At 53.9% G+C, this 26582-nt stretch carries 37 protein-coding genes and 1 riboswitch; of the genes, 12 read left to right on the top strand and 25 right to left on the bottom strand.

Annotation, left to right across the window (positions count from 1 at the left end):
* Positions 1-8: 8 nt before the first annotated feature.
* On the bottom strand, positions 9-533 hold the full coding sequence (locus tag KNP67_RS04035; RefSeq protein WP_021065900.1) for a GrpB family protein: 525 nt from the start codon (positions 531-533) through the stop codon (positions 9-11).
* 154 nt (positions 534-687) lie between these two features.
* Between KNP67_RS04035 and KNP67_RS04030 the strand changes: the two genes are divergently transcribed.
* On the top strand, positions 688-1230 hold the full coding sequence (locus KNP67_RS04030; RefSeq protein ID WP_021065899.1) for a TraR/DksA C4-type zinc finger protein: 543 nt from the start codon (positions 688-690) through the stop codon (positions 1228-1230).
* 140 nt (positions 1231-1370) lie between these two features.
* Entirely contained in the window at positions 1371-1850 is a 480-nt protein-coding gene (locus KNP67_RS04025) for a helix-turn-helix transcriptional regulator (RefSeq protein WP_029594482.1), read from the top strand.
* A gap of 17 nt (positions 1851-1867) precedes the next feature.
* Here KNP67_RS04025 and KNP67_RS04020 read toward each other — a convergent pair whose 3' ends face one another.
* The 3 genes from KNP67_RS04020 to KNP67_RS04010 all read right to left on the bottom strand — a co-directional run bounded on the left by KNP67_RS04020 (position 1868) and on the right by KNP67_RS04010 (position 4005).
* Positions 1868-2860 carry a M23 family metallopeptidase gene (locus KNP67_RS04020; RefSeq protein ID WP_214755972.1) on the bottom strand — a complete coding sequence of 331 codons (993 nt, stop codon included), beginning with the start codon at positions 2858-2860 and terminating at the stop codon, positions 1868-1870.
* A 168-nt stretch (positions 2861-3028) separates the two neighbouring features.
* Positions 3029-3208 (bottom strand): hypothetical protein, encoded by a 180-nt coding sequence (locus KNP67_RS04015; RefSeq protein ID WP_029594480.1) that lies wholly within the window; start codon positions 3206-3208, stop codon positions 3029-3031.
* Entirely contained in the window at positions 3208-4005 is a 798-nt protein-coding gene (locus KNP67_RS04010) for a GNAT family N-acetyltransferase (RefSeq protein ID WP_214755971.1), read from the bottom strand. The genes KNP67_RS04015 and KNP67_RS04010 overlap by 1 nt, the downstream gene beginning before the upstream one ends.
* A gap of 70 nt (positions 4006-4075) precedes the next feature.
* Here KNP67_RS04010 and KNP67_RS04005 point away from each other — a divergent pair, with 70 nt between their 5' ends.
* A complete protein-coding gene (locus KNP67_RS04005; RefSeq protein ID WP_214755970.1) occupies positions 4076-4540 on the top strand; it encodes a GNAT family N-acetyltransferase in 465 nt (154 codons plus the stop codon).
* On the opposite strand, the gene KNP67_RS04000 is transcribed toward KNP67_RS04005, so the two are convergent.
* From KNP67_RS04000 to KNP67_RS03985, 4 genes are all read right to left on the bottom strand, one after another.
* The gene (locus KNP67_RS04000; protein ID WP_214755969.1) at positions 4521-5108 is read right to left on the bottom strand and encodes a GNAT family N-acetyltransferase; all 588 of its coding nucleotides are present in this window, start codon (positions 5106-5108) and stop codon (positions 4521-4523) included. The genes KNP67_RS04005 and KNP67_RS04000 overlap by 20 nt on opposite strands.
* 91 nt (positions 5109-5199) lie before the next feature.
* On the bottom strand, positions 5200-5793 hold the full coding sequence (locus KNP67_RS03995; RefSeq protein WP_214755968.1) for an NUDIX hydrolase: 594 nt from the start codon (positions 5791-5793) through the stop codon (positions 5200-5202).
* Positions 5790-6803 (bottom strand): S66 family peptidase, encoded by a 1014-nt coding sequence (locus KNP67_RS03990; RefSeq protein WP_353048241.1) that lies wholly within the window; start codon positions 6801-6803, stop codon positions 5790-5792. Before KNP67_RS03990 ends, KNP67_RS03995 begins: the two co-directional genes overlap by 4 nt.
* Before the next feature lie 66 nt (positions 6804-6869).
* Complete coding sequence (locus KNP67_RS03985; protein ID WP_214715791.1) at positions 6870-7175, bottom strand: hypothetical protein; 306 nt, start codon at positions 7173-7175, stop codon at positions 6870-6872.
* 147 nt (positions 7176-7322) lie between these two features.
* Between KNP67_RS03985 and KNP67_RS03980 the strand changes: the two genes are divergently transcribed.
* Together KNP67_RS03980 and KNP67_RS03975 are read left to right on the top strand one after the other, a co-directional pair.
* Positions 7323-7637: a hypothetical protein gene (locus KNP67_RS03980; protein WP_131472167.1), complete on the top strand. Its 315-nt coding sequence runs from the start codon at positions 7323-7325 to the stop codon at positions 7635-7637.
* Positions 7638-7722: 85 nt separating this feature from the next.
* Positions 7723-8508: an SDR family oxidoreductase gene (locus tag KNP67_RS03975; RefSeq protein WP_021065888.1), complete on the top strand. Its 786-nt coding sequence runs from the start codon at positions 7723-7725 to the stop codon at positions 8506-8508.
* Positions 8509-8539: 31 nt separating this feature from the next.
* On the opposite strand, the gene KNP67_RS03970 is transcribed toward KNP67_RS03975, so the two are convergent.
* The 12 genes from KNP67_RS03970 to KNP67_RS03915 form a co-directional block, all read right to left on the bottom strand.
* Entirely contained in the window at positions 8540-9334 is a 795-nt protein-coding gene (locus KNP67_RS03970; protein ID WP_131472165.1) for a GNAT family N-acetyltransferase, read from the bottom strand.
* Positions 9335-9401: 67 nt separating this feature from the next.
* The gene (locus KNP67_RS03965) at positions 9402-9902 is read right to left on the bottom strand and encodes an NUDIX hydrolase (RefSeq protein WP_035385626.1); all 501 of its coding nucleotides are present in this window, start codon (positions 9900-9902) and stop codon (positions 9402-9404) included.
* Positions 9899-10966 (bottom strand): saccharopine dehydrogenase family protein, encoded by a 1068-nt coding sequence (locus KNP67_RS03960; protein WP_214755966.1) that lies wholly within the window; start codon positions 10964-10966, stop codon positions 9899-9901. The genes KNP67_RS03965 and KNP67_RS03960 overlap by 4 nt, the downstream gene beginning before the upstream one ends.
* 66 nt (positions 10967-11032) lie before the next feature.
* A complete protein-coding gene (locus KNP67_RS03955; protein WP_131472161.1) occupies positions 11033-11503 on the bottom strand; it encodes a hypothetical protein in 471 nt (156 codons plus the stop codon).
* Between the two features lie 88 nt (positions 11504-11591).
* On the bottom strand, positions 11592-12221 hold the full coding sequence (locus tag KNP67_RS03950; protein ID WP_029594468.1) for an NADPH-dependent FMN reductase: 630 nt from the start codon (positions 12219-12221) through the stop codon (positions 11592-11594).
* The gene (locus KNP67_RS03945; RefSeq protein ID WP_214755965.1) at positions 12218-13210 is read right to left on the bottom strand and encodes a ring-cleaving dioxygenase; all 993 of its coding nucleotides are present in this window, start codon (positions 13208-13210) and stop codon (positions 12218-12220) included. Before KNP67_RS03945 ends, KNP67_RS03950 begins: the two co-directional genes overlap by 4 nt.
* 35 nt (positions 13211-13245) lie before the next feature.
* Positions 13246-13680, bottom strand: a complete 435-nt coding sequence (locus KNP67_RS03940) for a MarR family winged helix-turn-helix transcriptional regulator (RefSeq protein WP_131472157.1) — start codon at positions 13678-13680, stop codon at positions 13246-13248.
* A gap of 131 nt (positions 13681-13811) precedes the next feature.
* Positions 13812-14246, bottom strand: coding sequence for a GNAT family N-acetyltransferase (locus KNP67_RS03935; RefSeq protein ID WP_131472155.1), 435 nt, complete (start codon positions 14244-14246; stop codon positions 13812-13814).
* 10 nt (positions 14247-14256) lie between these two features.
* Positions 14257-15384, bottom strand: coding sequence for a tetratricopeptide repeat protein (locus KNP67_RS03930; protein WP_131472153.1), 1128 nt, complete (start codon positions 15382-15384; stop codon positions 14257-14259).
* Between the two features lie 49 nt (positions 15385-15433).
* Positions 15434-15973, bottom strand: a complete 540-nt coding sequence (locus tag KNP67_RS03925) for a ribonuclease FAU-1 family protein (RefSeq protein WP_131472151.1) — start codon at positions 15971-15973, stop codon at positions 15434-15436.
* Between the two features lie 64 nt (positions 15974-16037).
* The gene (locus tag KNP67_RS03920; protein WP_214755964.1) at positions 16038-17090 is read right to left on the bottom strand and encodes a DUF58 domain-containing protein; all 1053 of its coding nucleotides are present in this window, start codon (positions 17088-17090) and stop codon (positions 16038-16040) included.
* Between the two features lie 3 nt (positions 17091-17093).
* Complete coding sequence (locus tag KNP67_RS03915; protein WP_021065876.1) at positions 17094-18014, bottom strand: AAA family ATPase; 921 nt, start codon at positions 18012-18014, stop codon at positions 17094-17096.
* 98 nt (positions 18015-18112) lie between these two features.
* Between KNP67_RS03915 and KNP67_RS03910 the strand changes: the two genes are divergently transcribed.
* On the top strand, positions 18113-18805 hold the full coding sequence (locus KNP67_RS03910; RefSeq protein WP_214755963.1) for a hypothetical protein: 693 nt from the start codon (positions 18113-18115) through the stop codon (positions 18803-18805).
* Positions 18806-18897: 92 nt separating this feature from the next.
* The gene (locus KNP67_RS03905) at positions 18898-19644 is read left to right on the top strand and encodes a hypothetical protein (protein WP_214755962.1); all 747 of its coding nucleotides are present in this window, start codon (positions 18898-18900) and stop codon (positions 19642-19644) included.
* Between the two features lies 1 nt (position 19645).
* Here the strand turns inward: KNP67_RS03905 and KNP67_RS03900 are convergent, their stop codons facing one another.
* Complete coding sequence (locus KNP67_RS03900) at positions 19646-20614, bottom strand: aminoglycoside phosphotransferase family protein (protein WP_214755961.1); 969 nt, start codon at positions 20612-20614, stop codon at positions 19646-19648.
* A gap of 42 nt (positions 20615-20656) precedes the next feature.
* On the opposite strand from KNP67_RS03900, the gene KNP67_RS03895 reads away from it, so the two are divergent.
* The 3 genes from KNP67_RS03895 (at position 20657) to KNP67_RS03885 (ending at position 21983) form a co-directional block, all read left to right on the top strand.
* A complete protein-coding gene (locus tag KNP67_RS03895) occupies positions 20657-20977 on the top strand; it encodes a hypothetical protein (protein WP_131472139.1) in 321 nt (106 codons plus the stop codon).
* A 24-nt stretch (positions 20978-21001) separates the two neighbouring features.
* A riboswitch (TPP riboswitch) is annotated at positions 21002-21100 on the top strand.
* A gap of 64 nt (positions 21101-21164) precedes the next feature.
* Positions 21165-21653, top strand: coding sequence for an energy coupling factor transporter S component ThiW (thiW, locus tag KNP67_RS03890; protein ID WP_131472137.1), 489 nt, complete (start codon positions 21165-21167; stop codon positions 21651-21653).
* 63 nt (positions 21654-21716) lie between these two features.
* Complete coding sequence (locus tag KNP67_RS03885) at positions 21717-21983, top strand: hypothetical protein (RefSeq protein ID WP_131472135.1); 267 nt, start codon at positions 21717-21719, stop codon at positions 21981-21983.
* Here KNP67_RS03885 and KNP67_RS03880 read toward each other — a convergent pair.
* Together KNP67_RS03880 and KNP67_RS03875 are read right to left on the bottom strand one after the other, a co-directional pair.
* Complete coding sequence (locus KNP67_RS03880; protein WP_021065869.1) at positions 21978-22457, bottom strand: GNAT family N-acetyltransferase; 480 nt, start codon at positions 22455-22457, stop codon at positions 21978-21980. The genes KNP67_RS03885 and KNP67_RS03880 overlap by 6 nt on opposite strands.
* Entirely contained in the window at positions 22439-22939 is a 501-nt protein-coding gene (locus KNP67_RS03875; protein ID WP_165569440.1) for a YcxB family protein, read from the bottom strand. Before KNP67_RS03875 ends, KNP67_RS03880 begins: the two co-directional genes overlap by 19 nt.
* A gap of 93 nt (positions 22940-23032) precedes the next feature.
* Between KNP67_RS03875 and KNP67_RS03870 the strand changes: the two genes are divergently transcribed.
* Positions 23033-23431 carry a VOC family protein gene (locus tag KNP67_RS03870; RefSeq protein WP_214755960.1) on the top strand — a complete coding sequence of 133 codons (399 nt, stop codon included), beginning with the start codon at positions 23033-23035 and terminating at the stop codon, positions 23429-23431.
* Positions 23432-23544: 113 nt separating this feature from the next.
* Positions 23545-25374, top strand: a complete 1830-nt coding sequence (locus KNP67_RS03865; RefSeq protein ID WP_214755959.1) for an LTA synthase family protein — start codon at positions 23545-23547, stop codon at positions 25372-25374.
* A 19-nt stretch (positions 25375-25393) separates the two neighbouring features.
* Here KNP67_RS03865 and KNP67_RS03860 read toward each other — a convergent pair whose 3' ends face one another.
* Positions 25394-26278, bottom strand: a complete 885-nt coding sequence (locus KNP67_RS03860) for a VOC family protein (RefSeq protein WP_029594450.1) — start codon at positions 26276-26278, stop codon at positions 25394-25396.
* Between the two features lie 14 nt (positions 26279-26292).
* Entirely contained in the window at positions 26293-26577 is a 285-nt protein-coding gene (locus KNP67_RS03855; RefSeq protein ID WP_029594448.1) for a putative quinol monooxygenase, read from the bottom strand.
* Positions 26578-26582 lie beyond the last annotated feature (5 nt).

Here is a 26582-nt window from a genome sequence, read left to right as displayed (position 1 = left end):
AAAATGTTTCAAATTTGTTGGCGAGACATATACCACAACGTCGCCTCCTGCTCGGTCGCGGATACCCAGTCTTGTTTTCCTTGGATATAGCTCTCGATATCTTCCGGATGCTGGCTCGCCAATTGTTGTTTAAGCGCCGCATACTCGTCCCGTACGTCTGGGAACGTCATCAAATAATCGCGGAACGCGAGATGGCGGGTCACGCCTTCATCCCCTTCCTCGAACATATGGACGTGAATCGTCCGGACGTCTTCTCCTTTAGCGAAGAAGCGCCGTCTCGGAATCCCATGCTCGCCGAAACTTCGATACCCGAGTGCCTCCATGTGCCCGACCCATTCATCAATCCGCTCGATTTCTCGTACGACCGGCATGATGTCGATAATCGGTTTCGCATCGAGTCCCGGCACCGACGTGCTTCCGATGTGATGAATGGCGACGATTTCCCCTTCAAACAAGCGTTCGAGTTTGGACGCCTCTTCCTTGAATTTCGTCTCCCATATCGGATCATACGGGACGACCTCTACTTTTCTCATGGTCCATTCCCTCCTTCACAATAATCGTTCCGTCTCTTTCATCATACCCGTTTTTCAAATCGTTTAGAAATCACCTTCGCCAATCGAAAGGTTTGTCCCGTCGCAAAATGGGAAATGCTAATATTAATGAAATCAGAACTGGAGAGTGGACCGCATGTTGACACAACAGCAGATTGATACGTTCAAAGAACGTCTATTAAAAGAGAAAGCGAAGACCGAAGGATATATGGAAAATCGGGAAGAAGTATATGACGAAGGGGAACTGTCCCACTACGATAACCATCCGGCAGACTCAGGAGAAGAATTATTCTTGCGCGAACGCGACCAAGCGCTAACTGAGCTCGATGAAGAGTTCTTGAGTGACGTCGACAAGGCGTTGCTCGCCATTGAGAACGGGACGTATGGCAAATGTGAGGTGTGCGGCGAAGACATCGAGTTGGACCGTCTTGAAATCATCCCTGAGGCGACGCTCTGCATCCAGCACGCGCGCGAGCAAGAAGAGAACGAGCACTTGACCGACCGCGAACGTCCGGTCGAAGAGGACGTGCTCAATCCATCTGAGACGGCTGCCCGGAAACAACTCGATGGGACCGACGAACCAGGCCAAAGCACGGATGCGTTCAGCCAAGTCGAAGATTTCGGGAGTTCGGATACGATTGCCGATAGCGAGGGCAATCATGACCCGACACGTGAATAACATCAGTCAGTGACCGAGCGAAAGGAGTCCCTCTCCTTTCGCTTTTTTGATGGCTCGAGGAAACGCCCTTCTTCATCCGATATCTTCCATCTTTCTATACCGCGTGATACACTGTGTAAAAATACACTTTAGGAGCAGGTATGCATACAAAAGAAACGTTTTCCGAACTGATTTCAAGCAAGCTCAAACTGATTCGTACCGAGCAAGGATTATCGCAAGAAGAACTATGTACGCTCGTCGGCATCTCGAAAAAAACGTTGATTCAAATCGAGAAGCGACGTCTGAACGCGAACTGGACGACGACGGTCGCCATCTGCGCTCTATTCAATCAAAGCCCATATCTCCATTCGTTGATTGGGGATCAACCGATCGAGTTCATTCGTCTCGTCGCCCATACCGACCCGAGCCTGGCGACGAAAACGTTGGGCGGACACGTCTGGTGGACGACGATTGAGCACCAAGGGAAGTACCGGATTCAACAGAATATGGTCAGTCAACATTACCGGATTCTCGACCACGACGACTTCCGCTGGTTCAGTACGTTCGACCGTGACGAGGCGTTCCGGAAATTAATCGAACTGCGCGCGACCCATGATGAGAAGGGAGACACAAAAAAATGACGCAACGAATCGTTGCGTCAATACGTCGCTTTGATGGGCGACGCGCCACCGAGCACTTCGGCGACATCCATCGGGTTGACCGTGTTGCCGGCCGAACTTGATGAATAAGCATATTCTCCTTGATGCACTTCGAAATGGAGGTGCGGACCTGACGAGTTGCCCGTGTTGCCGATTTGGCCAATGCCTTCGCCTTGGAGCAACGTCTGGCCTGTCTTCACTTCGATTTTATGCATATGGGCGTAGACCGTCGTCCACTTTTGACCATCGATTTCATGCTCGATGAAGACGTGTTTCCCATACGGGCCGCCTGATTTGACGTCCGTGACCGTCCCAGCCGCCGCCGCATAAATCGGTGTGCCGACGTTCGCCGCGATATCGAGCCCGTTATGGAACGTATATCCGAACTGGCCGCTTGCCGGTCCGTAACCTTGTGACAGACGTCCGGTCGCTGGCATCATAAACTTGTCAGGCGCAAGCGCCGCCGTTTGTTGCTTCAAGTCTTTCAATTGGGCCGCTTGCCCTTTCAACTGCTTATAGGCAGCCACGTGAGCCGAGCGGGCTTGTTGTCGCTCTGCTTTCACGTCCGCCCGTTTGCTCTCAAGCGCTTTTAATGATTGTTTCGTCTCAGCTTGTTTGGCTTGCAAATCACGCTTCGTCTCTTCAGACTCCGCCGCCTCTGCCTTGGCGCTCGGGAGCACGGTTGACAATACTTGTTTGAATAGAGACTTGTCAGCTGTCTCCGGATTCAATGCCGTCTCGAATGACGCGAGTTTTGATTTGGTCTGCTCAATCTTCTGATCGATTGCTTTCGCGCTCTGATCGATCGTTTCGACGTGACGTTTGGCTTTGGCGACCGATTGTTTCGACGTTTGAATCCGTTGTTCGGTCTGTTGAAGCGATTTCGTCGTCTTGACGAGGTCTTGCGGGGTAATTTGATCCGCGGATACAGCTGAAGTCCCTGATAGAATCAGGACGCCTGTACCGACGGTGACGAGTAGTTGTTTCCACATATATTGATAAAACCTCCAGATTGGATGATTCGCTAGCTTGATTAAAAAGCTACAAGTGCGAATATAGCATCCACGTCTGAAAAGTTCAATATATGAAGCATTTCATTTGTATGTCGAACATATCAAAACAGTGAACTCGCCATCCATAAACTTCATTGAAATTTCACATCATCGCCTTCGTTGTAGGACGATGACGATGATACTAACGGCAGCCAGGATGGTCAGCGCCGGTCCGCCGAACAAAAAGAGTCGATCGAGGCCAGATGGCAGGTTCGTCGTCAGACCGAGAATCGTGAACAAGTTCCCGACGATCAGACCGAGCATGAGGACAGGCAACAGGACGCGCATTACGTCTCTATCCCGGGCTTGATCATCTCGAATTGAGCAATCTCGTCCTGGACGAACCCGAGCTGTCGCGCTGCCGAGAGCAACGCCGGGCGATCCGACGTCAACGTCAGGCGAATCGGTCCTTCAGCCGCGGCCGCACGCAATAACCATTCGGCGTCCTCGTCGCGACCGAACACATCCAGCAACAGACTGCCCCGGAAGAGCAGTGCTCCGCTCGTCTCGCCTTCCCTCACTCGCACGAGCTCGGTCTGTTGTTGTGTTGTGCGGACATCGACTTGCCAAATCGGTGTGTGCCCCGCTGCCGGATAATACGTATCGAACAGTTCAAGGATCGGTGCCGGTTCCCGTGTCGCGTTCGTCTCGGTCGGTACGGATTGAAAGTACATAATCTCTCGGACGACACGGTACCCGAGTCGGTCATAGAGGGCGAGCGCGGGATCGTTCCCTTGAATGACCTCGAGCAGACGCGTTCCCGTCGCCTGTTCATCGAACTGTCGCATCAATTCGTGCGCAATGCCGAGATGTCGATAATCAGGGGCGACGGCCAAGCCGCCGCAACGAGTGACCCATCCCGTATCGAGGTGCGCCACGCCGCTCAACATGACGGCAACAGGCCGACCGTCCGCATAGGCGACGATGGAACGCGTCGGCTGGTTTTGATCGCGGACAAGGAAAACGGCCTCAAACTGGGCCTCATTCATGTCAAAGCGAATCATGTAATCGGAAAAGCCGTCCATGAAGGCTCGATACAAATCTTGGAGCGGTGGATGTTGGACATAAGTAATCACTGGATGCATCACGTGTTCGTTCCCTTCACTTATATTTCGGTATACTGGTGGAGACAGCTGATATGGAGGAGGATTCATCATGACGACGAGACTCGAACCACTTCGCGAGGCCCATTGGCCCGTCTTGAACACATTCACGTTACCGCTGGATCAAGAAAAATATACGACGCTCCCGATTGACCTCGATTCCCCCCTCTTAGACGGGATTCATCCTATCGTCATCGTGGCCGAGGAACCCGTCGGCTTCTTTTTGCTCCACGATACGGAACGGGTCGCCTCGTATACAGAGGCAGACGACGCGTTGTTGCTCTCGATGTTCTCGATCAACCATTCGGCGCAAGGGAACGGCCATGCCAAAGCGGCACTCCACCAGTTGCCGAACTATGTACGAGCCCACTTCCCTCATAAACACGAGGTCGTGCTATCGGTCAATCTGAAAAACGAAGCCGCCTTTTCCCTTTATCAGACGGTCGGCTTCATCGACACGAAGCGCCGAATCGACGGCCCCATCGGCCCGCAGCGCATCATGTCGCTAACGGTCTAAGTTCGCCTGGCAACAGGCCATACACGGCCGTGTCCGTCAGTCGCATCCCATCAGCGGACAAGTCTTCGTTCCGGAGCATGCCTTCTAGCTGAAAGCCGAGCCGTTCCGGAATCAAGCGACTGCCTTCGTTTGTCGACTCGCAGCGAATCTCGATCCGTTTGAAATCGAACTGGGCGAAACCGAAACGGACGACCGCCTCGACCGCTTCCGTCATATAGCCACGACCGGTATGCGTCGAATCGAGCCAATACCCGATTTCCGCTTTCGGGACGTCCCAATCAATCCCGAACAGGCTGACCGTCCCCACGAACGTCCCCGTCTCCCGTAAAAAGATGAGATACCGGAAACTTTCGCCTGTTCCGTACAATTCTTGCGCCCGTTGTAAATTCGCTTCCGTCTCAGACAACGTCGGTACGTCTTGCGCGAACGGGAGCCATCGCTTCAACTCTTCATGCGATCTCCGAATCGACTCGTTAACGACACGCGCATCCGTATCGGCGAGCGGTGCCCGTAAATACAGACGCGCCGTCTCCACGCCGAGCGGGATTGTGTCTGGTCCTGTCTCCATCTTTCTTCCCCCTCTTTACTTACGAAAACACCAAATGAGCAAGCCGCCTATCCCGACCACGAGCACGACGTGAAGCAGTTGCCATAGGACTTCAATCATGGCGTTCCTCTTGAGCGGCTTTTACACCTGCCATCACTTGCTCCCAGTAGTTGGTCGGGTGTGGTACGAGATCGCGTTTCATCACGACCCGTGTCTCTCCTGAGATGACCGATGTCGTCTCCACCTCGGATTTCGTCCCGTCAATCAGTGCGTGCAGCGCCTTGATCTCGACCGAGACGACATCGGCCACTTCCGTTTCGTCCAACGTGAACGCTTCGCCATCATACGAATAGACGTACGTGTGGGCGAACTCGCGGTCTAAAAACGTATCCGTCTCGATGACGTCTTCGAAGACGCCGAGCGGAGTCAGTTGGTCGAGTGTCAATTCGAGTCCTAACTCTTCTTGAATCTCGCGCACCCCGTCACGAACGGTCTCCCCGGCGCTCAAGTGCCCGGCGGCCGTGATATCGAACAACGCGGGGAAGTCCGCCTTCGTATCGCTGCGAAGCTGTAACAGGAGGCGGTCGTGATCCATCATCCAGCAGTGGAACGTCTCATGCCAATCCCCGTCCCGATGAACGTCTGCCCGTGATTTCAAGCCGATTTTCTTCCGACGGTGGTCGACGATTGTAATGAACTCGATCATGGCATCACCCCGTTCTCTAAAAAGGTGATCGTTCCCGCCGTCGCGTCGAGTTCGACCTCGATGCCAATCGGAAACACATGGGACGGGAACGTATGCCCGATATCGACGTTCGTCAAAATCGGGAAGTCGACGTCTCCGAGCACTTCGAGCAACAAGTCCTCAAATGAAAACGGCGCGCCGGCCGCATCGAAATGTTCATGCTTTCCGATGACGAGACCGCTGATGACGTCGAATACCCCGGCGAGCTTGAGCATGCTGAGGGAACGCTCCTCGTCCGCCATCGTCTTGAACGAGTCTTCTAAAAAGAGAATCGCACCGGTCACATCAGGGAAATAATCCGACTTTAAAAAGCCGGTCATCGTGTTCATGTTCCCGCCAATCAACCGCCCCTGGGCCTGTCCGTCTCGAAGGGTAAGCCAGCCGTCATTCGGACGGAACGTCTTCTCCCGGTCCTGGGTCGACCAATCGATCATCTCCTCGGTCCACTCTCGGGGCACGTCGAGCGTATACGGTGCCGTCCGTTCTAAACCGAGCACCTCTCGCACGTAACGTTCCCCGTCGGCGAACATCGTCTCGTACTCTCCGAACGACGGGACGATGGCCGGACCGTAAAATGTCGTCACTCCCGTCTGCGTATAACAAGCGAGGAGGAGCGCCGTGACATCGCTATAGCCCATGATGATTTTCGGCTGTCGTCGCAACGCTTCATAATCGATATACGGTAAGAGCGAATTTGAGTTCGTCCCGCCAATCGTACTGATGATCGCTTTGACGTCCGGGTCACGCAATAGCGCGTTGACCTCTTCGGCCCGTTCTTGAATCGAGGCCGAGCGATATCCTTCCGAACGATGCGTGCATGAGCCTTCCTGAACGATGAATCCCATCCGTTTCAGTTGTTCGATTCCGCGCGTGTATCGTTCCGGGAACCGTGCCGGTGCCGGGAACGACGGTGTGATGATTCCAATCGTGTCTCCCGGTCGTAGCGCCGGGGGGTGCTTCTTCGTTAACACAGTCATCCCTCCATCAAGTGCGATGCCTTCACTGTACGAGTTTCAAGAGTCGGATGACAACCTAGTTCAAAACAAATCAGGGTCTTCCGAAAGGGTCCGTGCTTTTCGGATTTTCTGCGGCCGTCCGGTCCAACCAAGTGTGAGAAAGAAGAAACCGCCTCCGATGACACAGGACAACCCGACCAGTCCCGCGACGATGCCGTCAAATCCGAAGCGTTCCCCGCTCACGACGAGCAACAGTGGCGAAAAAAGCAAAGCCACGCCTAGTAGCAATACGCCACCCCACATCCGTCGCCGTGGAAACCCGATTGTCCACCAGCCGAATGCCACCAATCCTAAAACGATTAATCCAATCATTCCGATTAGAACCATCCTCAGCGCCTCCACTCTTCAAATTGTCTTGTTTTATTCCGCGTCAACAATTGAAAATCCTGTCAAAAAGGCACTATAGAATTCCTGCAAACCGGGTAAATAACTATTGGAAACCACCGTACCGGAATCGCACAGAGGAGGAACACCATGAGAACCCGACTCATCTTTGCTCTGGCATTTATCGGTCTTTTTTTAGTTGCTGTTTATTGGATCAGTACACGGGACGACCATCAAATCGAAGGTCGAATCGAACAGATTGACATCCCACAGCTGATGATTGGACCACATGACTTGTCAGACGACGAGTTAACGTTGCAGACGATATTAATCAACGAACGAACGAAAGTGACAGGAGAAGCGAACGATGTGCAACAACTCCGGGTCGGACAAGTCGTCACGGTCGAACTCGATCGCGACGCCAAGTTGAAAATCGCGGTATCGATTCACGTTCAACCCGAATGAGTCGTTTCACCTTTTTTCAGAAAACGGGCTTAGGTTTCATAGAACGGTGGAATATGAGAACAGGAAGCTGAAAGGAGCGAATTGAATGATTTCAAATACATTGTTATCGGGGAAGGTCGCCTTCATCACAGGCGCGGCATCTGGAATCGGACGTGCCACTGTCATCCGGTTCGTCCAAGCCGGGGCGAAAGTCGCCATCGTCGATTTGAACTTAGAAGACGCGGAACAACTTGCGACTCTGATTGGAGAAGAGCGTGCCATCGGCATCAGTGCCGATGTGGGGAACGAAGACGAGATGAAACGAGCGTACGAGCAGACGGTTGAACGTTTCGGCCGCGTCGACATCGTCTTCGCGAACGCAGGACGAAACGGCACGATCACACCAATCGAGCACTTGTCGCTCGAAGATTGGAACGGTGTCGTCGAGACGAACTTGACGGGCACGTTCTTGACGGTGAAACATGCCATCCCTCATTTAAAAGAACGAGGCGGCAGTGTCATCATCACGTCGTCTATCAACGGAAACCGTTACTTCAAAAACTTTGGGTTCAGCGGCTATGCGACGACGAAAGCCGGCCAGACCGGATTCGCCAAAATGGCAGCAGCCGAGCTCGCCCAATTCGGCATTCGCGTCAACTCGATTTGCCCGGGGGCCATCGACACGAACATCGATGACTCGACGAATCGCGATGACGCCTTGCTCGAAGAAATCGTCATCCCGATCGAGTATCCGGAAGGAAATCAACCGTTGGCCGGGAAATCCGGCACGGCCAAACAAGTCGCGGACGTCGTCTTGTTCTTCGCGAGCAACATGTCGAGTCACGTCACCGGCTCTGAGGTGTACGTCGACGGTGCCGAATCATTACTTTAACAACAACAGGTCGCCCCGCGGGGCGACCTGTTTATTTGAGAATTGGGCTTTTCATGACGGCTTTCTGGTAAAACGGAATGAATCCTAAGCGCTCCATGTTCCGTCCCGAGGCCGTATCGACTTTCGTCGTCACGGTCACGTACTGGCAACCGGCTGCTTTTGCGGCCGCAATCCGTTCCAAGATGAGCTGTGTCTGATAGCCTCTGCCCCGATAAGCGGGAATCGTGCTCGTCAAAAACAGTTCGCCCATTCCGTCCTGGACGGCAAGAATCCCACCGGCGACGGCCATCTCACCTTCGCGGACGAGAAACGCCTGGTTTTCGGGTAACGCGTAGAAGCCTTTCGCGGTATCAATCGTCTCTTGCATGACCGTCCCAGTCTCGGCAAAGCCGGCCGCGATGGCTCGAGCCCACTCGTTCACGTTATCGGCGTGCACGCGTTCGACCGCATGCTCCATATCCGGGAATACGAACGTGTTCACGTCGAGCAACCACACGTCCAGGAAGTGGTCGAGCGTATAGTTTCGCTCTTGGAGCAACCGAATGAGTGACATGTCCGCGAGCGGACAAACCTCGATATGTAGGCGGGACACGTTCTTGCCGCGTACCCATTTCTCCATCTGGTGCAAATCGTAAAAACTGGTCGGTCGATTCAAACCGAAGCCGACCGCAAAACTCGTATTGCCCATCCGAAAGACGTGGCCTTTGTTTTCGACAATCAATTCCGAACCTTCATAGGGAGGGGACTGTTTCCGATGCCGAATATAGGCAGACGTCCCTTCCGCTTTGATGCGTTCGATCCGCCTGGCTAGTTCTAAGCGTCTCATCTCGTTCCCTCCCCACTAATCTCCCCTGAGTTTACCACACTTCGATTGCGAACAGATTGTGATTCCGTTACAAGGCGAGACGCAAGTCTGACTCAAATCGAAGTAACCGTTCCCGGACAGATGGGACGAGATCATCCAGGGCCATCAATTCTGACCAATCGACGAGACGAACCGCTACGACTTCGTCTTCCTGAAGCACCAAGTCATCAAGTTGCAGCGGAGTATCGGTTTGATAGCGATACAGGTCTAGAAAATATGTCTCGCGGCGTAACGTCGCCACCCACTCCAACTGGTCAGGTTCGATCCAGAGACCAATCTCTTCACCAAGTTCACGAATGGCACCGTCACGGCTCGTTTCACCGGCAAGAACGGAACCACCCGTCCCTTCCCAAAGAAGTGGGTGCGTCTTGCCTGGATGGCGTTGCGAGAGCAACACGTTTCCGTTCACATCAAACGTGAACACCTCGATGACGGTATGATACGTGTCCACTGCTAACTGTTCGCCGCGCACGTGCGTTTTGCCGAGCGGACGCCGCTCTCCGTCGACTAAATCCCATTGCTCACTCAAAGCCGGACCTCGTCAACGACAAACGAGGATGACCCTTCAATCTCTTCGATGAAGTGTGATCCGAACAGCATCGCCGGTGTGAAGCTGCCAGGGATGACGCGGCCTGAACTGACAAGTCGTGACACGACCTCAAGCGCCCCGTACACGGTAAAGGCATATGTGCTCGCCGTCTTGATGCGGACGATCACTTTACGTCCTGAGGCGTTCGTCGCTTCGCCCCAGACATACGTCGAGGAGCGTTCCCGTTCTGACTCGTCCGGTCCGCTCACATGTTCATCAACATAACGGAGCAGTTTCCCTTGCACCGCGTCGCTGCCGAGAATCGGACTGAACCAAGACAAAAGACGCGCCCCGTAAGCGTAAGCCGTAGGGACCGGGACCCACGTCGTGATGTTCGGAATGCCCGTCGTATAATAGGCGGTCGAGACGTCTCCCCATGGAATGGCGATGGCCGTTTTCTTGCCGCGTCCGAAATCGATGTGACGACGTTTCTCGCCCAGCGGGAACGGTGTCAATTCGCCATCTTTTCGTTCGGCACTGCTCGACCCTAGCCCACGGATTGCTGTTTTCAGCGTCCCGCGCGAGATACCGGCGGCGGCCGAGAAACCGAGTGCGAGATTCGTCGCGTCCGGCATCAGCTCTTTCAGCTTCCGGGACACACAGTCGGTCGGAATGACGTCGAATCCGACACCCGAACAGAGCAACACGCCTGCTTCTTGTGCGAGCTTAGCCCGTTTCTTCGAGTGGATGTATTCGAACACCTCGATTTCCCCGGTAATATCCAAGTAATGTGTCTTCGTGGCGAGACACGCCTCGACCATCGGCCGACTCGTATCGGCGAACGGTCCGGCACAGTGTAACACGAGGTCGATGTCTTCCAATTGGCGTGTCGCCTTATCAAGCGACAAGTTGAAGACGCGCGTCTCGCACCCGAGCTCCTCCCCGAGCTTGGCGATCGCGTCCGCACGCCGACCCGCGAGCACCGGTGTCATCCCTTGTTTCACCGCTTGACGGGCAATCAGTTCGCCTGTATATCCGTTCGCCCCATAAATCATCCATTTCATCACGATTCCTCCTTCAACTCTGCAAACATGTCTTTTCTTTGTTCCCTATCCTGCCAACTTTCACCCTTATAAACGATGCATCACGTCTTGCATCACACCGCCCAAATAGACGATGCCAAAAGCCGCCACTACGACACCGACTGGGATGATGAGACTCGACCAAGCCTGTCTCGTTTCGAATCGACAGTCTTTATGCGACAAGTAGCGGTCAATCATCCAATATAAAACTGCCGCTCCTGCACCAAGCCAGAGCAAAACAAGTCCGAACCCGATATGTAAGCCAAACGAGACGAGCGGCTCGAACCGCATCGACATTCGGCGTGCCACCCAGTCGCTGAACACTGATGTCAACACCCCATACGTGACGATGACCGGGAAACTGACTGACAAATAGGTGGCCGTCAACATGAGAAGCCCGTTCACCGTGTCCGCTATCCCTCCGCTATCCGGATATTGCGGGATGACGACCCAACATGCCAACAAGAACGAATAAACCGGGGTCGTAAGTGACGCCGCGATGATTTTTCTAGTCCACATGTCCATCCTCCTCTTCCCCTCTCACTCTACACGACCCGACTAAAAAGCGCACAAAAAAACCAGCCTCGTGAAAAGGCTGGTCGAGTCATCAGTTATTCGCAGCTTCTGCCGCTTTCGAACGGACCGTCTGCATCGCTTCTGTCCATGGGACGAGCTGATCGAGCATGTCGTTGACCGATTGGACTTGAACGTCTTTCGGTGCGAAATGTGTCCCATTCTCGAAGTCTGTGAAGAGCGAGAGCGCTGGGTGGACACGGACGTGAGCGATCAAGAGCTCGCTCAAGACACCACGCAAGTGTTCTGTCGCACGTGCGCCGCCGACCGAACCATATGAGACGATACCGGCTGCTTTGTTATGCCATTCGTTGCGTAAGTAGTCGAGGGCGTTTTTGAGCGCACCTGTGATCGAGTGGTTGTATTCTTGGACGATGAAGACGAAGCCGTCCATCTCCGCGATTTTCTCAGACCATGCCGCGGCACCTGTTGCGTCGCCGCCTGGCTCGCCGAGAAGCGGGAGGCTGTAGTCTGCGATATCGATGATTTCATAGTTAGCGTCACCGCGTTTGTTCGCGATTTCTTTCACCCATTCTCCGACTTGCGGGCTGACGCGTCCTTCACGAGTAGATCCGAGTACGATTCCAATTTTCAACATGTTAGTTCCCCCTTGTGAGTTGGTTGGTTCTTCTTGTTTACCGAACAAACGATTTAAAAAGCTCATTTCATGCCCTCATATTCTTTCTCAAACGTTTTTGTACTTCTGACCGTATCAATCGGTCGAACCATCGCTTCAATCTGTTCCCGCTTCGGTTCTAAGAACGGCGGGAGTGACAATTTCTCACCGACCGTCTCATACGGTTCATCGCCCATGAACCCTGGTCCGTCCGTTGCCCATTCGAACAGGATTTGCGGCGCGACCCGTGCGTAAGACGATTCGAAGAAGAAGCGGTCGACATAGCCTGATGTCGGTAACCCGAACTGTTGCAATCGTGCCGTCCATTCATCGAGGACACTGCGGTCATCGACACGGAAAGCGACGTGATGCACGGTTCCGAACCCTTGGCGCGCGACTGGTGACGTCTCGTCATGAATGACGACGACTTGCGCCCCGTTTCCACCCTCACCTCCTTCAAAGAGATGCGCATCGCCTTCTTGTCCGATTTCTTCGAACAACATGACTTGCTCCATCACTTGTTTGAAATACGTAAAATCCGCGATGCGGATAAAGATTGGACCGAGACCCGTGATGGCGTACTCGAGCGGCACCGGGCCGTTTTGCCACGGCTCGCCTGACGCGACACCGACGTTGAACTCATCTGAGATGAACTGGTACGCCTGCTCGTCGAAGTCGACGAACGCGAGCGTCTTCTTGCCGAACTGCTCGGTGATGCCTTCATGCTTCACGCCGAGGCGGTCGAAGCGACGTTCCCAATACGTGAGTGCCTCGTCGGTCGGGACGCGGAACGACGTCTTGGCGATTTCATTCGTCCCATGCACGCCTTTTGGGATGCCAGGGAAATCGAAGAACGTCATATCTGTTCCAGCGCTGCCTTTGTCATCGGCGAAAAATAAGTGGTACGTCTGAATGTCGTCTTGGTTGACCGTCTTTTTGACGAGGCGCATTCCGAGGACGTTCGTAAAGAAGTCATAATTCTTCTCGGCGCTGCTCGTAATCGCCGTCACGTGGTGAATTCCTTTTACATGGTTCATTCGAATCGCTCCTTAAAATCTTGATTTCGAGATAATCAGTTAAAATTTTTTGACGCTTCGGCGCGTTTGCCGACTGTCTTCAATTGAGTAATTGTATTTGCTAAATCGAGGCCGTCGAACAGCTCGTCCATTCGTTGTTCATGGGCCGGAAAGATGCGCGACATGAGTGTGCGCCCTTCTTCAGTAAGCGCCACATACGTGACGCGCCGATCGCTCGGACAGGCTTTGCGAATCAAGTAGCCTTTCGCTTCGAGCCGATCGACGATGTACGTCATGCTCCCGCTCGTCAATAATACCTTTTTGCCGATCGTTTGAATCGGTTGATCGCCTTTATGATACAGCAGTTCGAGCACCGAGAACTCGGTCGGGTTCAGCCCGTACTCGGCAACCTCTTGCTTGACCACGTCTTGAATCGACTGTGAGGCCCGAAGTAACACCGTAATCGCTTTTAACGTTTGTCGTTCTTCCATGTGTTCCCCTCCTCTACTGAGAGAAAACAATACTTTAAATTTAATTATCTTTAATTCGAGATAAATATAACACGAGAAAATAGACTGGTCAATCAATTTGTCTCAAAAAAAAGACGAGTTGCCTCGTCTTGTCACGCACGGCGAATGACCGCCATCTCCCGGCCGAAGCGATTGCCTTCATCGACAAAGCCCAAGCTTTCGTATAATCGATGCGCGCCCGTATTGTCAGGATGGTAACCGACGACGATCGGTTCGGTGCCGAGCTGTTCTACTTCTTCCAGCATGAGTTCGGTCGCTTTGCGTCCAATCCCTTTTCGTTGGTGCGCATGGTCGACCATAATGCGATACACCCAGCGCGCGTCCAACTCTTCGAGTACCGTATTGTACATGAGAAACCCGACCATCGTCTCGTCCTCGTAAATCGCATACGCCCGCAGCGTCGGTTCATACATCGCTTGCAGCAGCGAAATCGCATTCGGTTCCATATACGCTTGTTGCTCGTCACTCAGAGTGAGCTGACAGCACGTATACCAGTTTTGTTCTGTAATCGGTTGAAGTGTGATCATCCGGTTCTCCTTAATCGTATGTCTCGTCCAAGTTACGCGCATAAAACACGATGGCGCGACGATACCGTTTAATGCTGTCATCCGGCTCCGGGCTTGCGAGCAGTTCGAGCAACGTACCGGTCGCTTCAGTGTGGCGCCCGAGATTATAATGGGTCATCGCTTGAAATACTTTGAGCGCCCCGATGTCTGGGAACTGTTCAATCGCCTTGGCGAACAACGCCTCAGCGTCCTCGTAGCGGCCGAGCGCCCGGTACGTGCTACCGAGTCCGATATACGTCTCACGGAGCTCTTCGCCGGCAAGCCCGAGCCGAATCGCCCGTTCATAATGTGGGACGGCTTGACGCTCTTCGCCGAGCGAGTCATAACACGAAGCACAATGGGCATGGAGGCGCGGATTTTTCTCGTCTTGCCGGAGCAACATCAGGAACAGCTGCTTCGCCCGTTCGAGCTCTCCGTTCTCACGGAGACGAATCGCTTCGTCGAGCCCCTTCTCTTCTGGGGTTTGAACTTCCAAGTCACTCAAGTCATCAAGCCACGCTTGCAACAATTCGTAATAGCGCCCAACATGGACGCCATCGACGAGGGCATGGTGGGCTTGGACCGAGAGCGGCATCGTCATCCGGTCACCGGTCTCCGTGAATTTGCCCCAGGCGATGCGCGGCACCGTATCATGCTGTTGGTCGTGTGTCGGGTGGCTGATGCTCGTGAACGTGACCCAAGGCACGCTCGTGATGTAAAGCAGACTGTCCGGCTCATCGTCGCCGACAACGACTTCCCGTTTCGCCCCGCTCATCCGGGCCGTCACTTCTTCCATAAAGTCCGGGAACGCGTCTTTATAGGTCGCCGTGCAAAAGTTGAAGACGTCATCGTCCATCATGACGGTGAACGATGGATGTACGACGTCGTGCTCGATGACCTCGTCGCCGCGAATGCGGTAGCGAAGCTCCGGGATGGCGTTCGCCGTCTTGACAGCACCGTACAAGAACAGTTTAAAGAACGACTGGCCGGTCCGTTTGGCGTGCGTATGTAACTTCGTCACATCAACGCTCGCCGTCACATTGAAATGTGGAGCGTCAAACGCCTTGAAGAATTCGTAGTGCTTCTTGCGCGACCACGTCTCGGTATTGATGATTTTCATGATTCGTCCCCCTGTTTTTTCTTTCACTGTACCAAAGGGAACAGGTCGTTCAAAGTTTTTGCTTTAACTCGGTGTAATGCTCGTTCGCCAAGTCGAAATAGACGAAGTCCCGACGTTCAATCCGGTCGAGCGTCGCATGGAAGTCACGCCAGCCCTGCTCGACGAGCTCCGGCGTCAGTTCTCCGGCCACCGTCGCTTCCTCGAACTCGTCCTCGTCTTTGCGGACGACGTCCCCGTTCGGGAAGATGAGGATGTCGAGCAACAAGTCGTCCATATACGGGATTCCGTCCTCGTATCCGATCGCTTCGACGATATCGATGTACCATTGAACGATGTGTCCTTCATCATTAAACATGACGGTCACACCGAACGGCTCGTCGTCCGGGAAATATTGGAGCCAGGCGTAGCCAGCGTCGGCGACGATGAACTCTTCTCCCTTGTGCATCTTATATTGAGGTGCGCGGACCGCATCGATTTGAAACAAGGCGACGGTCCCGGAGAAACGGTCATCATGTACCTCCATTTGCGCGTAGCGATGTTGCAAAATCCGTTCCCAGTCTCGACGATTGGCAAATTTCCGTTTTGGCATATGTCTCTCTCCTTTTGACCCAATTCATACGTAAAGAGTTCGCCAAAATCCGACATTTCCCTGTTCAATCGTACAGATTGTGTTGATTGAACGAGACGAGGTGGCTTTGCTTCAATCGTTTTCGCTCGACCATCCGCGTAAAGGCGTCTGTCGAGATGAAGCGATTGCCTGGGTGAATCGTCGCTAACTGTAGCAAGATGAAGCGTATGCCGCGCTCGCCTTCCTGAAGCGGGACATGGAGCATCGTCCCATCCTCATTGAATCGATTCAAGAACAACTCGATTTTGCAGTCCTCTTTTAACAGGCGCGATGTGACGAAGGCGGTTTGGCTGATGAGCGATTCAAAGTCGTGATGGAGCGTATAACCGGACGGACCGGTCAAATCCAAGGCGAACGTGAACGTATCGAGCGTCGTCTGTTGAAACACTTTCGACTGCAGTCGTCCGAGTTTTGCGGTCGCATACCAATCGATCTCCTTCACCGGTTCCCCTTCATACGGTTTCGACCCGATCAGTTGCAACGGATTTCGAAGCGGTGACGCCAAAAGTGGCCGGTCCCCGAGCGCTAGCCGCTTCGTCCCGACCGGTGGATGTAACAGGAGCGATGGAAGCACGGTCCACTCTGTATCGACCGGTCGTTCATACAAATACGTCCCAAGGCGAAACGGGAGCGTGACGGCGATGACGCATTCCTCGAACATGGCTGGACCGCGATACTCGGCGCGCACGACCAATTCGTGCCGGGCTCGACCGACATCGACCTCATAGTCGAGCACGTTCGGAAGGCGCTCATGCGCCGGAAAGCTGATCCCTGAGCTCGACTTCAAACGAACCCGTAGTGGTAGTCCGAGCCGATTCAACTCGTCCACCCCATCAACCACCAACACGAGCCGACTCTCATCTCCGACAAACAGCAATTCTTCGTATTGTGTGAACCGGAGATCGATGTGCCGCTCAAGTTGTTGCCGCGTCCGCTCGAGCATCCAAATCGCACTCGCTATAATGAAACATAGATAGCCCAACCCATAGACGTACGGGAAGAACACGAGTATGGCTCCGCTCACGAGATATATAGGGAGGAGCCGGCGCTGCAACGAGGCGTGCGTGGACAGGATCATCCGTCAGCCCTCGACCGGCACGGGCACCGTGTCCAGAATGTGCGCGACGACGTTCGCTTTGGTCGACTTGATGCCGCCTTCGAGCGTCAAGCTGATGCGATGGGCGAGCACGTACGGCGCCACGGCTTTGACGTCTTCCGGGATGACATATAGCCGGCCGGCCAAATAGGCATAGCTTTGACACGCGCGGAGCAACGCGATCGCGCCGCGCGGGCTGACCCCGACCTCGACAGACGCGTGCGCCCGGGTCGCATGGACGAGACCGAGCATATAATCGAGGACATCGTCTTGAATCGCGACTTGTCTCGTCTCGGCTTGTGCTTCTTGCAGCGAGGCGAGTGACGTCACGGCTTCGATGTGTTTGCGGGTCTCGGTCAACACTTGCAACAACAGTTCCCGCTCTTCGGCGGCGTCCGGATAGCCGACCGGAATCGAGATGAGGAACCGGTCAAGTTGCGCGTCTGGGAGCGGGAACGTCCCGGCCGATTCAATCGGGTTCTGCGTGGCGATGACAAAGAACGGTTTCGGCATCGGATACGTCTTCCCACCAATTGAGACTTGTCGTTCCTCCATCGCTTCGAGCAGCGCCGACTGGGTGCGCGGGACGGCCCGGTTGATTTCATCAATCAGGACGACGTTCGCGAAAATCGGACCTTGCCGATGGTCAAAGCCTTGCGTCTTCATATTGAAGTAGTCGGTCCCGATGACGTCGGACGGGAGCAAATCGGCCGTAAATTGGATGCGCGAGAATGACCCGTCCAAACTGCCGGCGATCGCTTTGGCGAGCAACGTCTTCCCCGTTCCAGGTACGTCCTCGAGCAAGATGTGCCCTTCGGCGAGAAGCGCCGTGCAGCAGAGCCGGACGACTTCACCTTTCCCCAAATACACTTCATTCAACTGTTTGATGACCGCTTCGATTCCCATTTCGTTCCCCTCCGTTGGTAGATGTCTTATTCGAAGTTTACCTGTTTATGGTAATATAGACAATAAATAGTCTGAACATTCCGATAAGGAGGGAAAAGATGAAGTGGTCATCTCGATTTATAGGGTTCCTTGTTGTGACAGCTTGTCTCGTAGTGATGTTCGTCTTTATCAGCAAGGAGACGTTCAGTTGGTTCCAAACAATCAATACACCTGCTCCAATCAGTGTGATCGAAATGGGCAAGCCAGAAGAGGCACCACCGCCAAAAGGTGGTATTGATTTGGGTTCTACCGATGAGAAGGGAAACGATGGAGAACGGCAAGTGAAGGAAGACATGCTCAAATTCAAATTTGGTAGCGGGAATGGTGATGCCCCAGGCGGACTCGGCACATTGTTCGCCTTCCTTGCCGCCATCGGGTTGACCGTCTATGGCGTGCGTAGATGGCTGCGTCGTCGACGGGGGAAAGGATTCACGTTTTCTAGTAGACAGAATGCCTTGGCGCCACTGTCTCTCAACGCGGACACATCGATTGAGGCACGGACGTTCCCGATGCTCACGAATATCGAACTGAGGGATTGGCTGATCACGTTCAACGCGTCGCTCGCCCCTGAGTTAAAACTTCGGACGAATGAGACGGTCGTCGACTGGTTCGAGCGCATCGAGCTGACAGATATCGATGCCTCGCTCTATCATCTGATTCGCTATGGTCCCGCATCCGATCATGACATCCCGTTCGAGCAGCAACAACGCTTTCACGAGGCACTCGACCGCTACTTGAAGCGGCAACCCTGAGCGAGAAAGTACCCGGGTTCTCAATGACTGGCAAACATGCTACGCTCATTGATAACAGGAAAAAAATGTAACTTTCTTAGGAGGTTTGATTGATGAAACGCCTAGGCCTACTCGGATTCAGTGTGTTTTTATTGACCGGGTGCACCGATTCCGTTGAGCAACCCATCGTCCCAGCCGATACAAATGAGCCGTCGTCCGAAGACATCACCGCTTGGACGCGAGAAGATTTTAAGGACGTCTTCGACCAATACGAAAAAGTAGCGCCGCTCTTGACGGCACTCGAGAACGATGGTCTCAAACCGTTCCGCGAGACGTTCGAGCACGTCGTCATCGCCGGCGACGGCATCCAGCATACATACGCCGATATTCATCCGTTCAAACTCGATGACGGCACGTACGCCACCGTCTATGAGAGCGAGAACGGGGACATCGCTAACGGTCCCGAGTCGGTCGCCCCGCTGTTTTGGCAAGAAGCATCGTTCCTTCAATTCGTCGAAGAGATTGAAAAACGGAAATATGGGACGAGTGCCCCACCGACGGACGTCGTTTTGACCGAAGACGAGTTTCAGGCGCTCTATAACCGTCACGCTTATACGTCCGCACTCATCGTCGAGCTCGACGAATGGGGCGTGCAAGTCGCGCGTGACCCGCTCGAGAACGTCATCATCGCTGGGAACGGGGTCAAGGAAGTGAAGGCCGATTTGATCGTCTTTGAGGTCGAGGGTGGCTATGCCATCGTCTATGACCGGGACGGTGAGATCTTCAAAGGGCCGGAGTCGATTGCTCCGCTGTTTTGGAGCGAGACGGATTATGAAAACCTACTCGAGAAACATGAATGACTTATGGGACACGTCGTTTCAAGTCCCGGTACTCGAGTAGCAAATTGAGCCATTGCGCCGGCTTATCGCTCGACTCAGCTACATCGTACCGGTACCTCGTCACATACACATGCCACGACAAGGCACGATAGACGCAACCGAGCTCTTCGGCGATCAATAGATGACGCCAAAGTACGTCCTTGGGTGCGACGCCGCTCCACGCTTCCAAGTAAACCGTACGCATCGTTTGAATCTGTTCATACCAGGCGACCTCGTCTTCTTCCGGCAATAAGTCGTACAGCGCGTTCCAAAACACGCGCACGCTGAAAAACGGATGCGTGACGGTCGCGTCGCCCCAGTCGAGGATACACAAATCATTCGTCCGTTCCCGCCAGAAGATGTTGCCGCCGTGTAAATCACCGTGCTCGAGACTCATCGGCATCCCAATCGCCAGCTCATCGCACATCGCGATCAATTCATCTTGAAGCGCGAGCATAGCCTCGGCTTTGTATTGCTCGAGCCCGGCGCAGAGCTCAGGTAAATACGTGCGAATTTCGCCCTTCAACTTGGCCGGTCGACGGTCCGGGATGCCGTAAGACAAGCAGGTCTCGATCTGGTCGACCTCCTGTCGCTGCAGCTGTGCGTATTGACGCAACGCCGCTTCGTATCGACTCACGTCCGGCCGTGCACGTAACACCTCTCCGCTGATGTCTCGCATGAGCAGCCAATTCTGAGCTGAATCGATGGCGATGACGTCGGGGACGAGATTTGGATGCCGCTCGGCCAGAAACGCCGACAATCCGGCCTCGCCGCGGCTGATATCGGTCACCGCTTTGGCGTAGTAACGTTCCTCATTGAGCGCGCCAACAAGCAAGTACGTCAAATCGGTATCTTTGATCACGTGCCACCTCGCATTCTGCACGTTTGCCTCAATCCATCGTTCGAACCGTTCACGAAACGATCGGTCACGCCATGGGATTGCCTGTCTCATCCTGTTCACCCTTTCTTTCATCATCTCCTAGGAGGAAACGATATGGACGTTGTATATTACTCATACCCGGTCGATGCCATCTTGTATATGTACTTAGGGGCGACGGCCGTCGTCAGTCTCACCATCGGGCTGCTCGTTTGGCATCTGTTCAAGCGCCGAGCTGTCGGCTTTTGGACAACGCTCGTTCTCAGCTTTGTCGGGCTGTCGCTCTCGCTCGTCTGGTTTCAAAACGCGTCCGTCGCCGCGTTCATGGGGACACTCCCGTGGCTGATCAATCTCGTCTTCTCCCTTTTGTTGTACGGCCTATTCATCGGCATCATCTATGTCACGTTCCGACCACGAAAGCTCGACCGCGTCAAATGACGGTATGCTATACTCATGTTAATAAACGACCACTAGGGGAGCCTTCGGGCTGAGACGGCATGCGCCGGACCCTTCGAACCTGATCTGGCTCATACCAGCGTAGGGAAGTGGTGTGGGATTCGTCTGTTTTTCCACGCCACTTTTCCACTTGGAGAAGTGGCGTTTTCATTTTGAAAGGAGACTATCTATGCGTATTCAACAACTCACTTGGATGGCGATGCTCGTCGCCATCGCCGTCATCGGTTCCCTGTTCATCTCGATTCCGACCGGTGTCGCCCGTGCCTATCCGATTCAACATATGGTGAACGTCATCGCCGCCGTCACCGTCGGACCGATCGGGGCCGTTCTCGTCGCGTTCGTGACCGGACTCGTCCGTGTCATGACCGGTACTGGGTCGCTCCTCGCGTTCCCTGGTGGCATGATTGGCGCACTGCTCGCAGGTATCTTTTATATGAGGACGAACCGCGTAGCCTTCGCCGCATTTGGTGAAGTCATCGGGACCGGCCTCATCGCTTCGCTCGTCGCCGTCCCGTATGCCAAGTTATTGATGGGGACCGAGTTCGGGGCGCTGTTCTTCTTTCCAGCCTTCCTTGCCTCGAGCGTGACTGGGTCCGTGCTCGGCTGGATTGTCTTGGCTCGGGTCAAACAATTGCGACCGCTCACGGCGAAGCGATAAGTACTTCCCTCCCACTGATAGTAAATGGTAAAATCAGGATATCAGATATTAGGAGGTCATTTTTTGAATCGATTGACGCTATTACTGGTTGCCACCGCTTGCTTGTTCATGTCCGGTCTCTTGTACACGCTTGAACGCATCGCCACGTTCACCCGCTGGAATGCTCAAATTGCGACGGGCACGTTCTCCAGCGAGCCGATGTTCGTCGATGTGCTGCTCCAAAACGTGTTCATCTCGATTTTCGGAGTGGCTGCGATCGTTCTCTTTTTCAAAGCGGGCAGTGCTGTTCAAGGCTCAACGACGACGAAAACAGGGACGGCCGACTTATGACGGCTGTCCCTGTTTGACGTGATACACCCAAATCTCTTCCCCGTTCGCCTCATCAATCAGGCCACTGTCGACAAATCCCCCCTTCGCATAGAACCGTTTCGCCGGTTCGTTCATCGGATGCAGACTGAGGATGAGGTCATCGACATCGAAGCGTTCTTTCATCCACTGAATCGTAAGTTGTAAACATGTTGAACCGATGCCTTTCCCTTGCTCTGTCACATCGATCATAAATCGATCGAGCCAGATGTAACGCTCCACCTTGTTCTCGGCCCCAATCATCATGAAGCCGACGGGATGCTCATCGCGACAAAGCGCATAGCACTGCCACGCATATTTGACATCGGTTTCCATCTCGCGAAGCGATTCGGCGTTTGTTTCGATAAAGCGAGCTTGGTCAGAAGCGACGGTCAAGGCGACAACAGCCTCCCGGTTTGTGTCATCGACAAGTTGAATCGTCAGCGTATCGGCAGCCATCGGCGCACCTCTTCCATGTCCAGTCCGCGCTTCGGCAAGATATAGGCGCTGACCGAGGAGTTGTATAGATACACATAATCGTCCTCCTCGACGACTTCCTTGATTCCTGCCCATGACACACGCGTCTCGCCGAACTCATTTAAATCGCGCAGACCAGTCTCCTCCAAATCCATCGTGTGGGGGCCAATCATGCCTTCGTTGCTACGTTCGTCGATGAGACGCCGCGTCTGCTTCCGGACATGCCGTTCAAAGTATTTCGGATAATACAGGAACCAAAGAATACTCGCGACCCCGTATATGCCATATAGCCACCAGTCCGTCTCTTGGAGCCACGTCGCCAGCACGAAAGCAGCGCCTAAAAAGATAAGTGGTCCGATGATTCGCTGTAAGAGGATCATCCGCTTTCCTGTTTTCGAACGTTTAATATGGCTCAAGTTGAACCGGATATAGTCGTCTTCTGTCAATTCGTATTGGATTTTCATCATCATTCCCTCCTTGGTGTCCTATACGTCTCACGTGAAGAAAAGTTCCGTTCAGAACGTTGATTGGATAAACTAAAAGAAAGGAGTGACATCATGAAACAAATCCACCATCTCTGCATCCAAACGCCCGACTATGAGGCATCCAAACGATTTTATGAGGCGCTCGGCTTCGAGCTCGTTCAGGAGTCGCCCGACTTTCATACGCGCGCGTTCAATAGCTGGCTTAAACTCGGTGATTTTTATATCGAGCTCCAAACGGCGAAAGTCGATGAGACGTTGTCACCGTATTCGAAGCATGTGGCCGGCCCGGTCCACTTCGCGCTTTATGTCGATGACCTCGAAGCGGAAGTGAGACGGCTAGAATCACTTGGCGTGACGTTCCTACCAAAGCGCGGCGGGAACATCTACTTCGTCGTCGATGGATATTTAAGTAAACTAAAAGCCCCGGAAGGCACGATTATCGAGCTCCGGGACACGTTTGTCATCAAGTGAGGCGCTGCCTCGCTTTTTTTATTGCTAAAATCGCACACCCTCATGTTTTTCGCCGTCTTCGAACAGGTACATGACAGAGAACACACTTTGTCCGTAACGTTTGGAGGCCTTTCATGAAATATCTCGATTATTGGAGTTACTTATCGCTCTCCCTCGCCAAGCTGTTCCTATTCAGTCTGTTGACGGCGAGCGCGTTCGACCTGCGCTTTTTGTTCATCAATCTAGCGACCATCTTGATGATGACGAGTTGGGCGCTACTCATAAAACAACAGACGCGCCGCTGGATTTTGTTCGCGTCGCTGTTTCTGCACAGCACGCTCCTCATCTCGGACGTCTGGTACTACCGCTATTTCGGTAACTTGCTGTCGGCCGCCCTACTGTCTGATATCGGCCAGATGGGAGACGTCGGGGGCGGCTTTCTGACACTGATTCAAGCGCCCGACTTCATCTTGTTCACGGACTTGCTCGTCTACGCGGCTGTCCTCCTCTATATGAAGCGACACCCCATCACGGAACCGAAACGTCTCGGTCGCCGTTTGGCGGTCGCCGGTTTTCTTATCGGCTTCATCGTCTTTACCGTCCCGACCGTCGTTCATTACGCCGAAACAGATCACCGGAAAAGCTCGATTTCGAATATGCGCGAGTATTATCAGCTCGGCTTTTGGGGCTATCACGGCCTCGATGCATTCCGCGGCATTCAGGACGCCCTTCATCTCGATGACGACCTGACAGAACGGGAGCGCAACCAAATCGAAGCGTTAGCGACCGAACCAGTTGAGACCACAGCCGATACGAACGTCATCGTCGTCCAACTCGAGTCGTTCCAAGCGTCCGTAATCGGCCAGACGGTTAACGGGCAAGAACTGACGCCGAATCTGAATGCGCTCCTCGACAAGATGCTGTATTTCCCGAATTTTTATCATCAGACGCACGAGGGACGGACGTCTGATGCGGAATTCACCGTCAACGCCTCGCTATACCCTGTCAAATCGGGGTCGGTATACACGCAGTATGCGACGAACACGTTTGACGCCTTGCCTGAGCAGTTACGACGAGCCGGCTATGATACGGCCGCGATGCATGCGTTCGACAAGGAGTTTTGGAATCGTGCCAACTTCTATGAGCAGATTGGCTACAATCACTTCTTCCACCAAGACGATTATCCGGCCGATCCGGTCATCGGTATGGCCGTCGGCGACAAGGAGTTCCTGACGACATCGGTCGACCACTTGGACACGTTGGACGAGCCGTTCTATTCCTTCATGGTCGCGTTGACGAGCCATACGCCGTATGAGATTCCGGACGAGGAGAAACGGTTGGATTTATCGGAATACGAGGACCCGCTCCTCCAAGACTATTATCATACCGTCCACTACACCGATGCCGCCGTCGGTCTCATGATTGAACGACTGAAAGCCAACGGAACGTGGGACGACGCCTTGGTCGTCTTTTATGGCGACCACGACAGCGGATTGACCGCTGCCGGTGACGAGATGGCCGTGAAAGCAGGTGCCGACTCCACGGTCGACCTGTTCCAGCTTGACCGTTCCGTCCCGTTATTCATCAAACCGGCCGGACTCGAACGAGGTCAGACGGTGAATGCGAGCGGCGGTCAAGTCGATTTGGCCCCGACCATCCTCGATTTGCTCGGGATGACACCGACGTACATGCTTGGAAGTTCGCTCCTCGACGACGAGCCCAATTTGACCGTGTTCCGGAACGGCTCGTTCCGCTACGACGACCTCTATTTTGTCCCGGATTTGACAGAGCCGGTCGGTGGCGGCATGTGTTATTCGGTCGAAACCGGTGATGACTTACCGCTTCAAGCATGTGAACCATACATTGACGAGGCCGCCGAACAGCTTCGCTTATCCGATACAATGATTGAGAAGGACGCCCTGTCCGACTTCACACCAAACGACAAACAAGCCGCCCCGAAGTAATCGGGACGGCTTGTTTTGGTCAGTAGACGTTTCGTAAAGCGGCGACATCGATTTTCTTCATCGGTAAGAACGCTTGCGTCACGCGCGCCAATTGTTCCTTTGTTCCGGTCGTCAGCATCTCTTCCATCTCCCAAGGCACGATTTGCCAGGAGACACCATACCGGTCTTGGAGCCAGCCGCACTGTTCCGCTTCCGGGACGGCCGACAGCTTGGCCCAGTACTCGTCAATCTCGGCTTGCGACTCACAAAATGCGATCAGCGACTGCATCTCATTGAAGGCGAATTGATGATTCTCCGCGCTGTCCATGGCGACGAACTCGCGTCCGGACAAGACGAAGCGGGCGTAATTGAGCTTCCCTTCCAACTCTGGACCGTCTGTCGCTTCGTAACGAATCATATGGTCTTCGAGCACATAAGAATCCGGGAAGATGGAGATCCAGTCGTTCATCGCCGCCTCGGCCCGACCGAACACGTCTCCGACGAACAAGAAGCACGGGGTCACCGTCTGGATGTCCATCCCGCCGCTATGCATGATTTGCCAGGAGACACCGTACTTGTCTTTCAACCAGCCGTAGCGCTCACTGAAATCATACGTGTCGAGCGGCATGAGCACCTCTGCCCCCTCCACAAGCTCGTTCCACAGCGTCTCCACTTCTTCCGACGTCGGGAACGCAACCATGTATGAGATGGACGGGTTGCGCTCCTTCAGCGGACCAGCACCGAGCAGTTGAAAGAACTGTCCCGCCAGCGAGACGGTCACAATCGTCGTCTCACCTGATGGCGTATCCGTCAGTTTCGTCGTATAGTCGACGAATGAATCAGGAAATCTCGACACGTACCACTCCGCAATCGCCTCGACGTCGCCTTCGAACCAAATGCACGGGATAATCGGTTGAGTAATCATAATCCTTTCTCCTTTCAGACTTCACGCAGACGGTACACGTCACGGACGGCGAGTAGCGTCTCAGCTGCCTTTCGGTATGCTTGGTAATGTGGTGAGTTGATGTGATGGTCAAGCGCCATCTCGTCTTCGTACTTTTCATAGAACACGAACGTGCCCGGGGCATCGATTGACTCATGGAGCACATACGTCAGGCACCCCTTCTCTTGTCGCGACGGAGGAATGACCTCATCGAGCGCTTGCCGTAACTCGTCCTCTTTCCCCGGATGTGCCTTCAAAATAGCGGTGATTGTAATTGCCATATGCG

Origin of the sequence: Exiguobacterium sp. s157 (assembly GCF_018618205.1) — a bacterium.
In the GTDB taxonomy this organism is placed as follows: domain Bacteria; phylum Bacillota; class Bacilli; order Exiguobacteriales; family Exiguobacteriaceae; genus Exiguobacterium; species Exiguobacterium chiriqhucha.
Note: the sequence above shows the minus strand (reverse complement) of the source record. Positions and strands in the feature narration are given on the sequence as shown.

Bases quoted from the DNA above. Each gene is read 5' to 3' on its own strand.
- KNP67_RS03940 (WP_131472157.1), bottom strand. From the start codon at position 13,680: ATGGAAGAACGACAAACGTTAAAAGCGATTACGGTGTTACTTCGGGCC.
- thiW (WP_131472137.1), top strand. From the start codon at position 21,165: ATGCGTATTCAACAACTCACTTGGATGGCGATGCTCGTCGCCATCGCC.
- KNP67_RS03855 (WP_029594448.1), bottom strand. From the start codon at position 26,577: ATGGCAATTACAATCACCGCTATTTTGAAGGCACATCCGGGGAAAGAG.
- KNP67_RS03945 (WP_214755965.1), bottom strand. From the start codon at position 13,210: ATGAACCATGTAAAAGGAATTCACCACGTGACGGCGATTACGAGCAGC.
- KNP67_RS04035 (WP_021065900.1), bottom strand. From the start codon at position 533: ATGAGAAAAGTAGAGGTCGTCCCGTATGATCCGATATGGGAGACGAAA.
- KNP67_RS03995 (WP_214755968.1), bottom strand. From the start codon at position 5,793: ATGATCGAGTTCATTACAATCGTCGACCACCGTCGGAAGAAAATCGGC.
- KNP67_RS03905 (WP_214755962.1), top strand. From the start codon at position 18,898: ATGAAACGCCTAGGCCTACTCGGATTCAGTGTGTTTTTATTGACCGGG.
- KNP67_RS03895 (WP_131472139.1), top strand. From the start codon at position 20,657: ATGGACGTTGTATATTACTCATACCCGGTCGATGCCATCTTGTATATG.
- KNP67_RS04020 (WP_214755972.1), bottom strand. From the start codon at position 2,860: ATGTGGAAACAACTACTCGTCACCGTCGGTACAGGCGTCCTGATTCTA.
- KNP67_RS03980 (WP_131472167.1), top strand. From the start codon at position 7,323: ATGAGAACCCGACTCATCTTTGCTCTGGCATTTATCGGTCTTTTTTTA.
- KNP67_RS03900 (WP_214755961.1), bottom strand. From the start codon at position 20,614: ATGAGACAGGCAATCCCATGGCGTGACCGATCGTTTCGTGAACGGTTC.
- KNP67_RS03960 (WP_214755966.1), bottom strand. From the start codon at position 10,966: ATGAAATGGATGATTTATGGGGCGAACGGATATACAGGCGAACTGATT.
- KNP67_RS03875 (WP_165569440.1), bottom strand. From the start codon at position 22,939: ATGAAAATCCAATACGAATTGACAGAAGACGACTATATCCGGTTCAAC.
- KNP67_RS04025 (WP_029594482.1), top strand. From the start codon at position 1,371: ATGCATACAAAAGAAACGTTTTCCGAACTGATTTCAAGCAAGCTCAAA.
- KNP67_RS03925 (WP_131472151.1), bottom strand. From the start codon at position 15,973: ATGCCAAAACGGAAATTTGCCAATCGTCGAGACTGGGAACGGATTTTG.
- KNP67_RS03975 (WP_021065888.1), top strand. From the start codon at position 7,723: ATGATTTCAAATACATTGTTATCGGGGAAGGTCGCCTTCATCACAGGC.
- KNP67_RS03915 (WP_021065876.1), bottom strand. From the start codon at position 18,014: ATGGGAATCGAAGCGGTCATCAAACAGTTGAATGAAGTGTATTTGGGG.
- KNP67_RS03865 (WP_214755959.1), top strand. From the start codon at position 23,545: ATGAAATATCTCGATTATTGGAGTTACTTATCGCTCTCCCTCGCCAAG.
- KNP67_RS03920 (WP_214755964.1), bottom strand. From the start codon at position 17,090: ATGATCCTGTCCACGCACGCCTCGTTGCAGCGCCGGCTCCTCCCTATA.
- KNP67_RS03950 (WP_029594468.1), bottom strand. From the start codon at position 12,221: ATGAGCTTTTTAAATCGTTTGTTCGGTAAACAAGAAGAACCAACCAAC.
- KNP67_RS03970 (WP_131472165.1), bottom strand. From the start codon at position 9,334: ATGAGACGCTTAGAACTAGCCAGGCGGATCGAACGCATCAAAGCGGAA.
- KNP67_RS03955 (WP_131472161.1), bottom strand. From the start codon at position 11,503: ATGTGGACTAGAAAAATCATCGCGGCGTCACTTACGACCCCGGTTTAT.
- KNP67_RS03860 (WP_029594450.1), bottom strand. From the start codon at position 26,278: ATGATTACTCAACCGATTATCCCGTGCATTTGGTTCGAAGGCGACGTC.
- KNP67_RS04030 (WP_021065899.1), top strand. From the start codon at position 688: ATGTTGACACAACAGCAGATTGATACGTTCAAAGAACGTCTATTAAAA.
- KNP67_RS04000 (WP_214755969.1), bottom strand. From the start codon at position 5,108: ATGGAGACAGGACCAGACACAATCCCGCTCGGCGTGGAGACGGCGCGT.
- KNP67_RS03985 (WP_214715791.1), bottom strand. From the start codon at position 7,175: ATGGTTCTAATCGGAATGATTGGATTAATCGTTTTAGGATTGGTGGCA.
- KNP67_RS04010 (WP_214755971.1), bottom strand. From the start codon at position 4,005: ATGCATCCAGTGATTACTTATGTCCAACATCCACCGCTCCAAGATTTG.
- KNP67_RS03910 (WP_214755963.1), top strand. From the start codon at position 18,113: ATGAAGTGGTCATCTCGATTTATAGGGTTCCTTGTTGTGACAGCTTGT.
- KNP67_RS03870 (WP_214755960.1), top strand. From the start codon at position 23,033: ATGAAACAAATCCACCATCTCTGCATCCAAACGCCCGACTATGAGGCA.
- KNP67_RS03930 (WP_131472153.1), bottom strand. From the start codon at position 15,384: ATGAAAATCATCAATACCGAGACGTGGTCGCGCAAGAAGCACTACGAA.
- KNP67_RS03935 (WP_131472155.1), bottom strand. From the start codon at position 14,246: ATGATCACACTTCAACCGATTACAGAACAAAACTGGTATACGTGCTGT.
- KNP67_RS03880 (WP_021065869.1), bottom strand. From the start codon at position 22,457: ATGGCTGCCGATACGCTGACGATTCAACTTGTCGATGACACAAACCGG.
- KNP67_RS04015 (WP_029594480.1), bottom strand. From the start codon at position 3,208: ATGCGCGTCCTGTTGCCTGTCCTCATGCTCGGTCTGATCGTCGGGAAC.
- KNP67_RS04005 (WP_214755970.1), top strand. From the start codon at position 4,076: ATGACGACGAGACTCGAACCACTTCGCGAGGCCCATTGGCCCGTCTTG.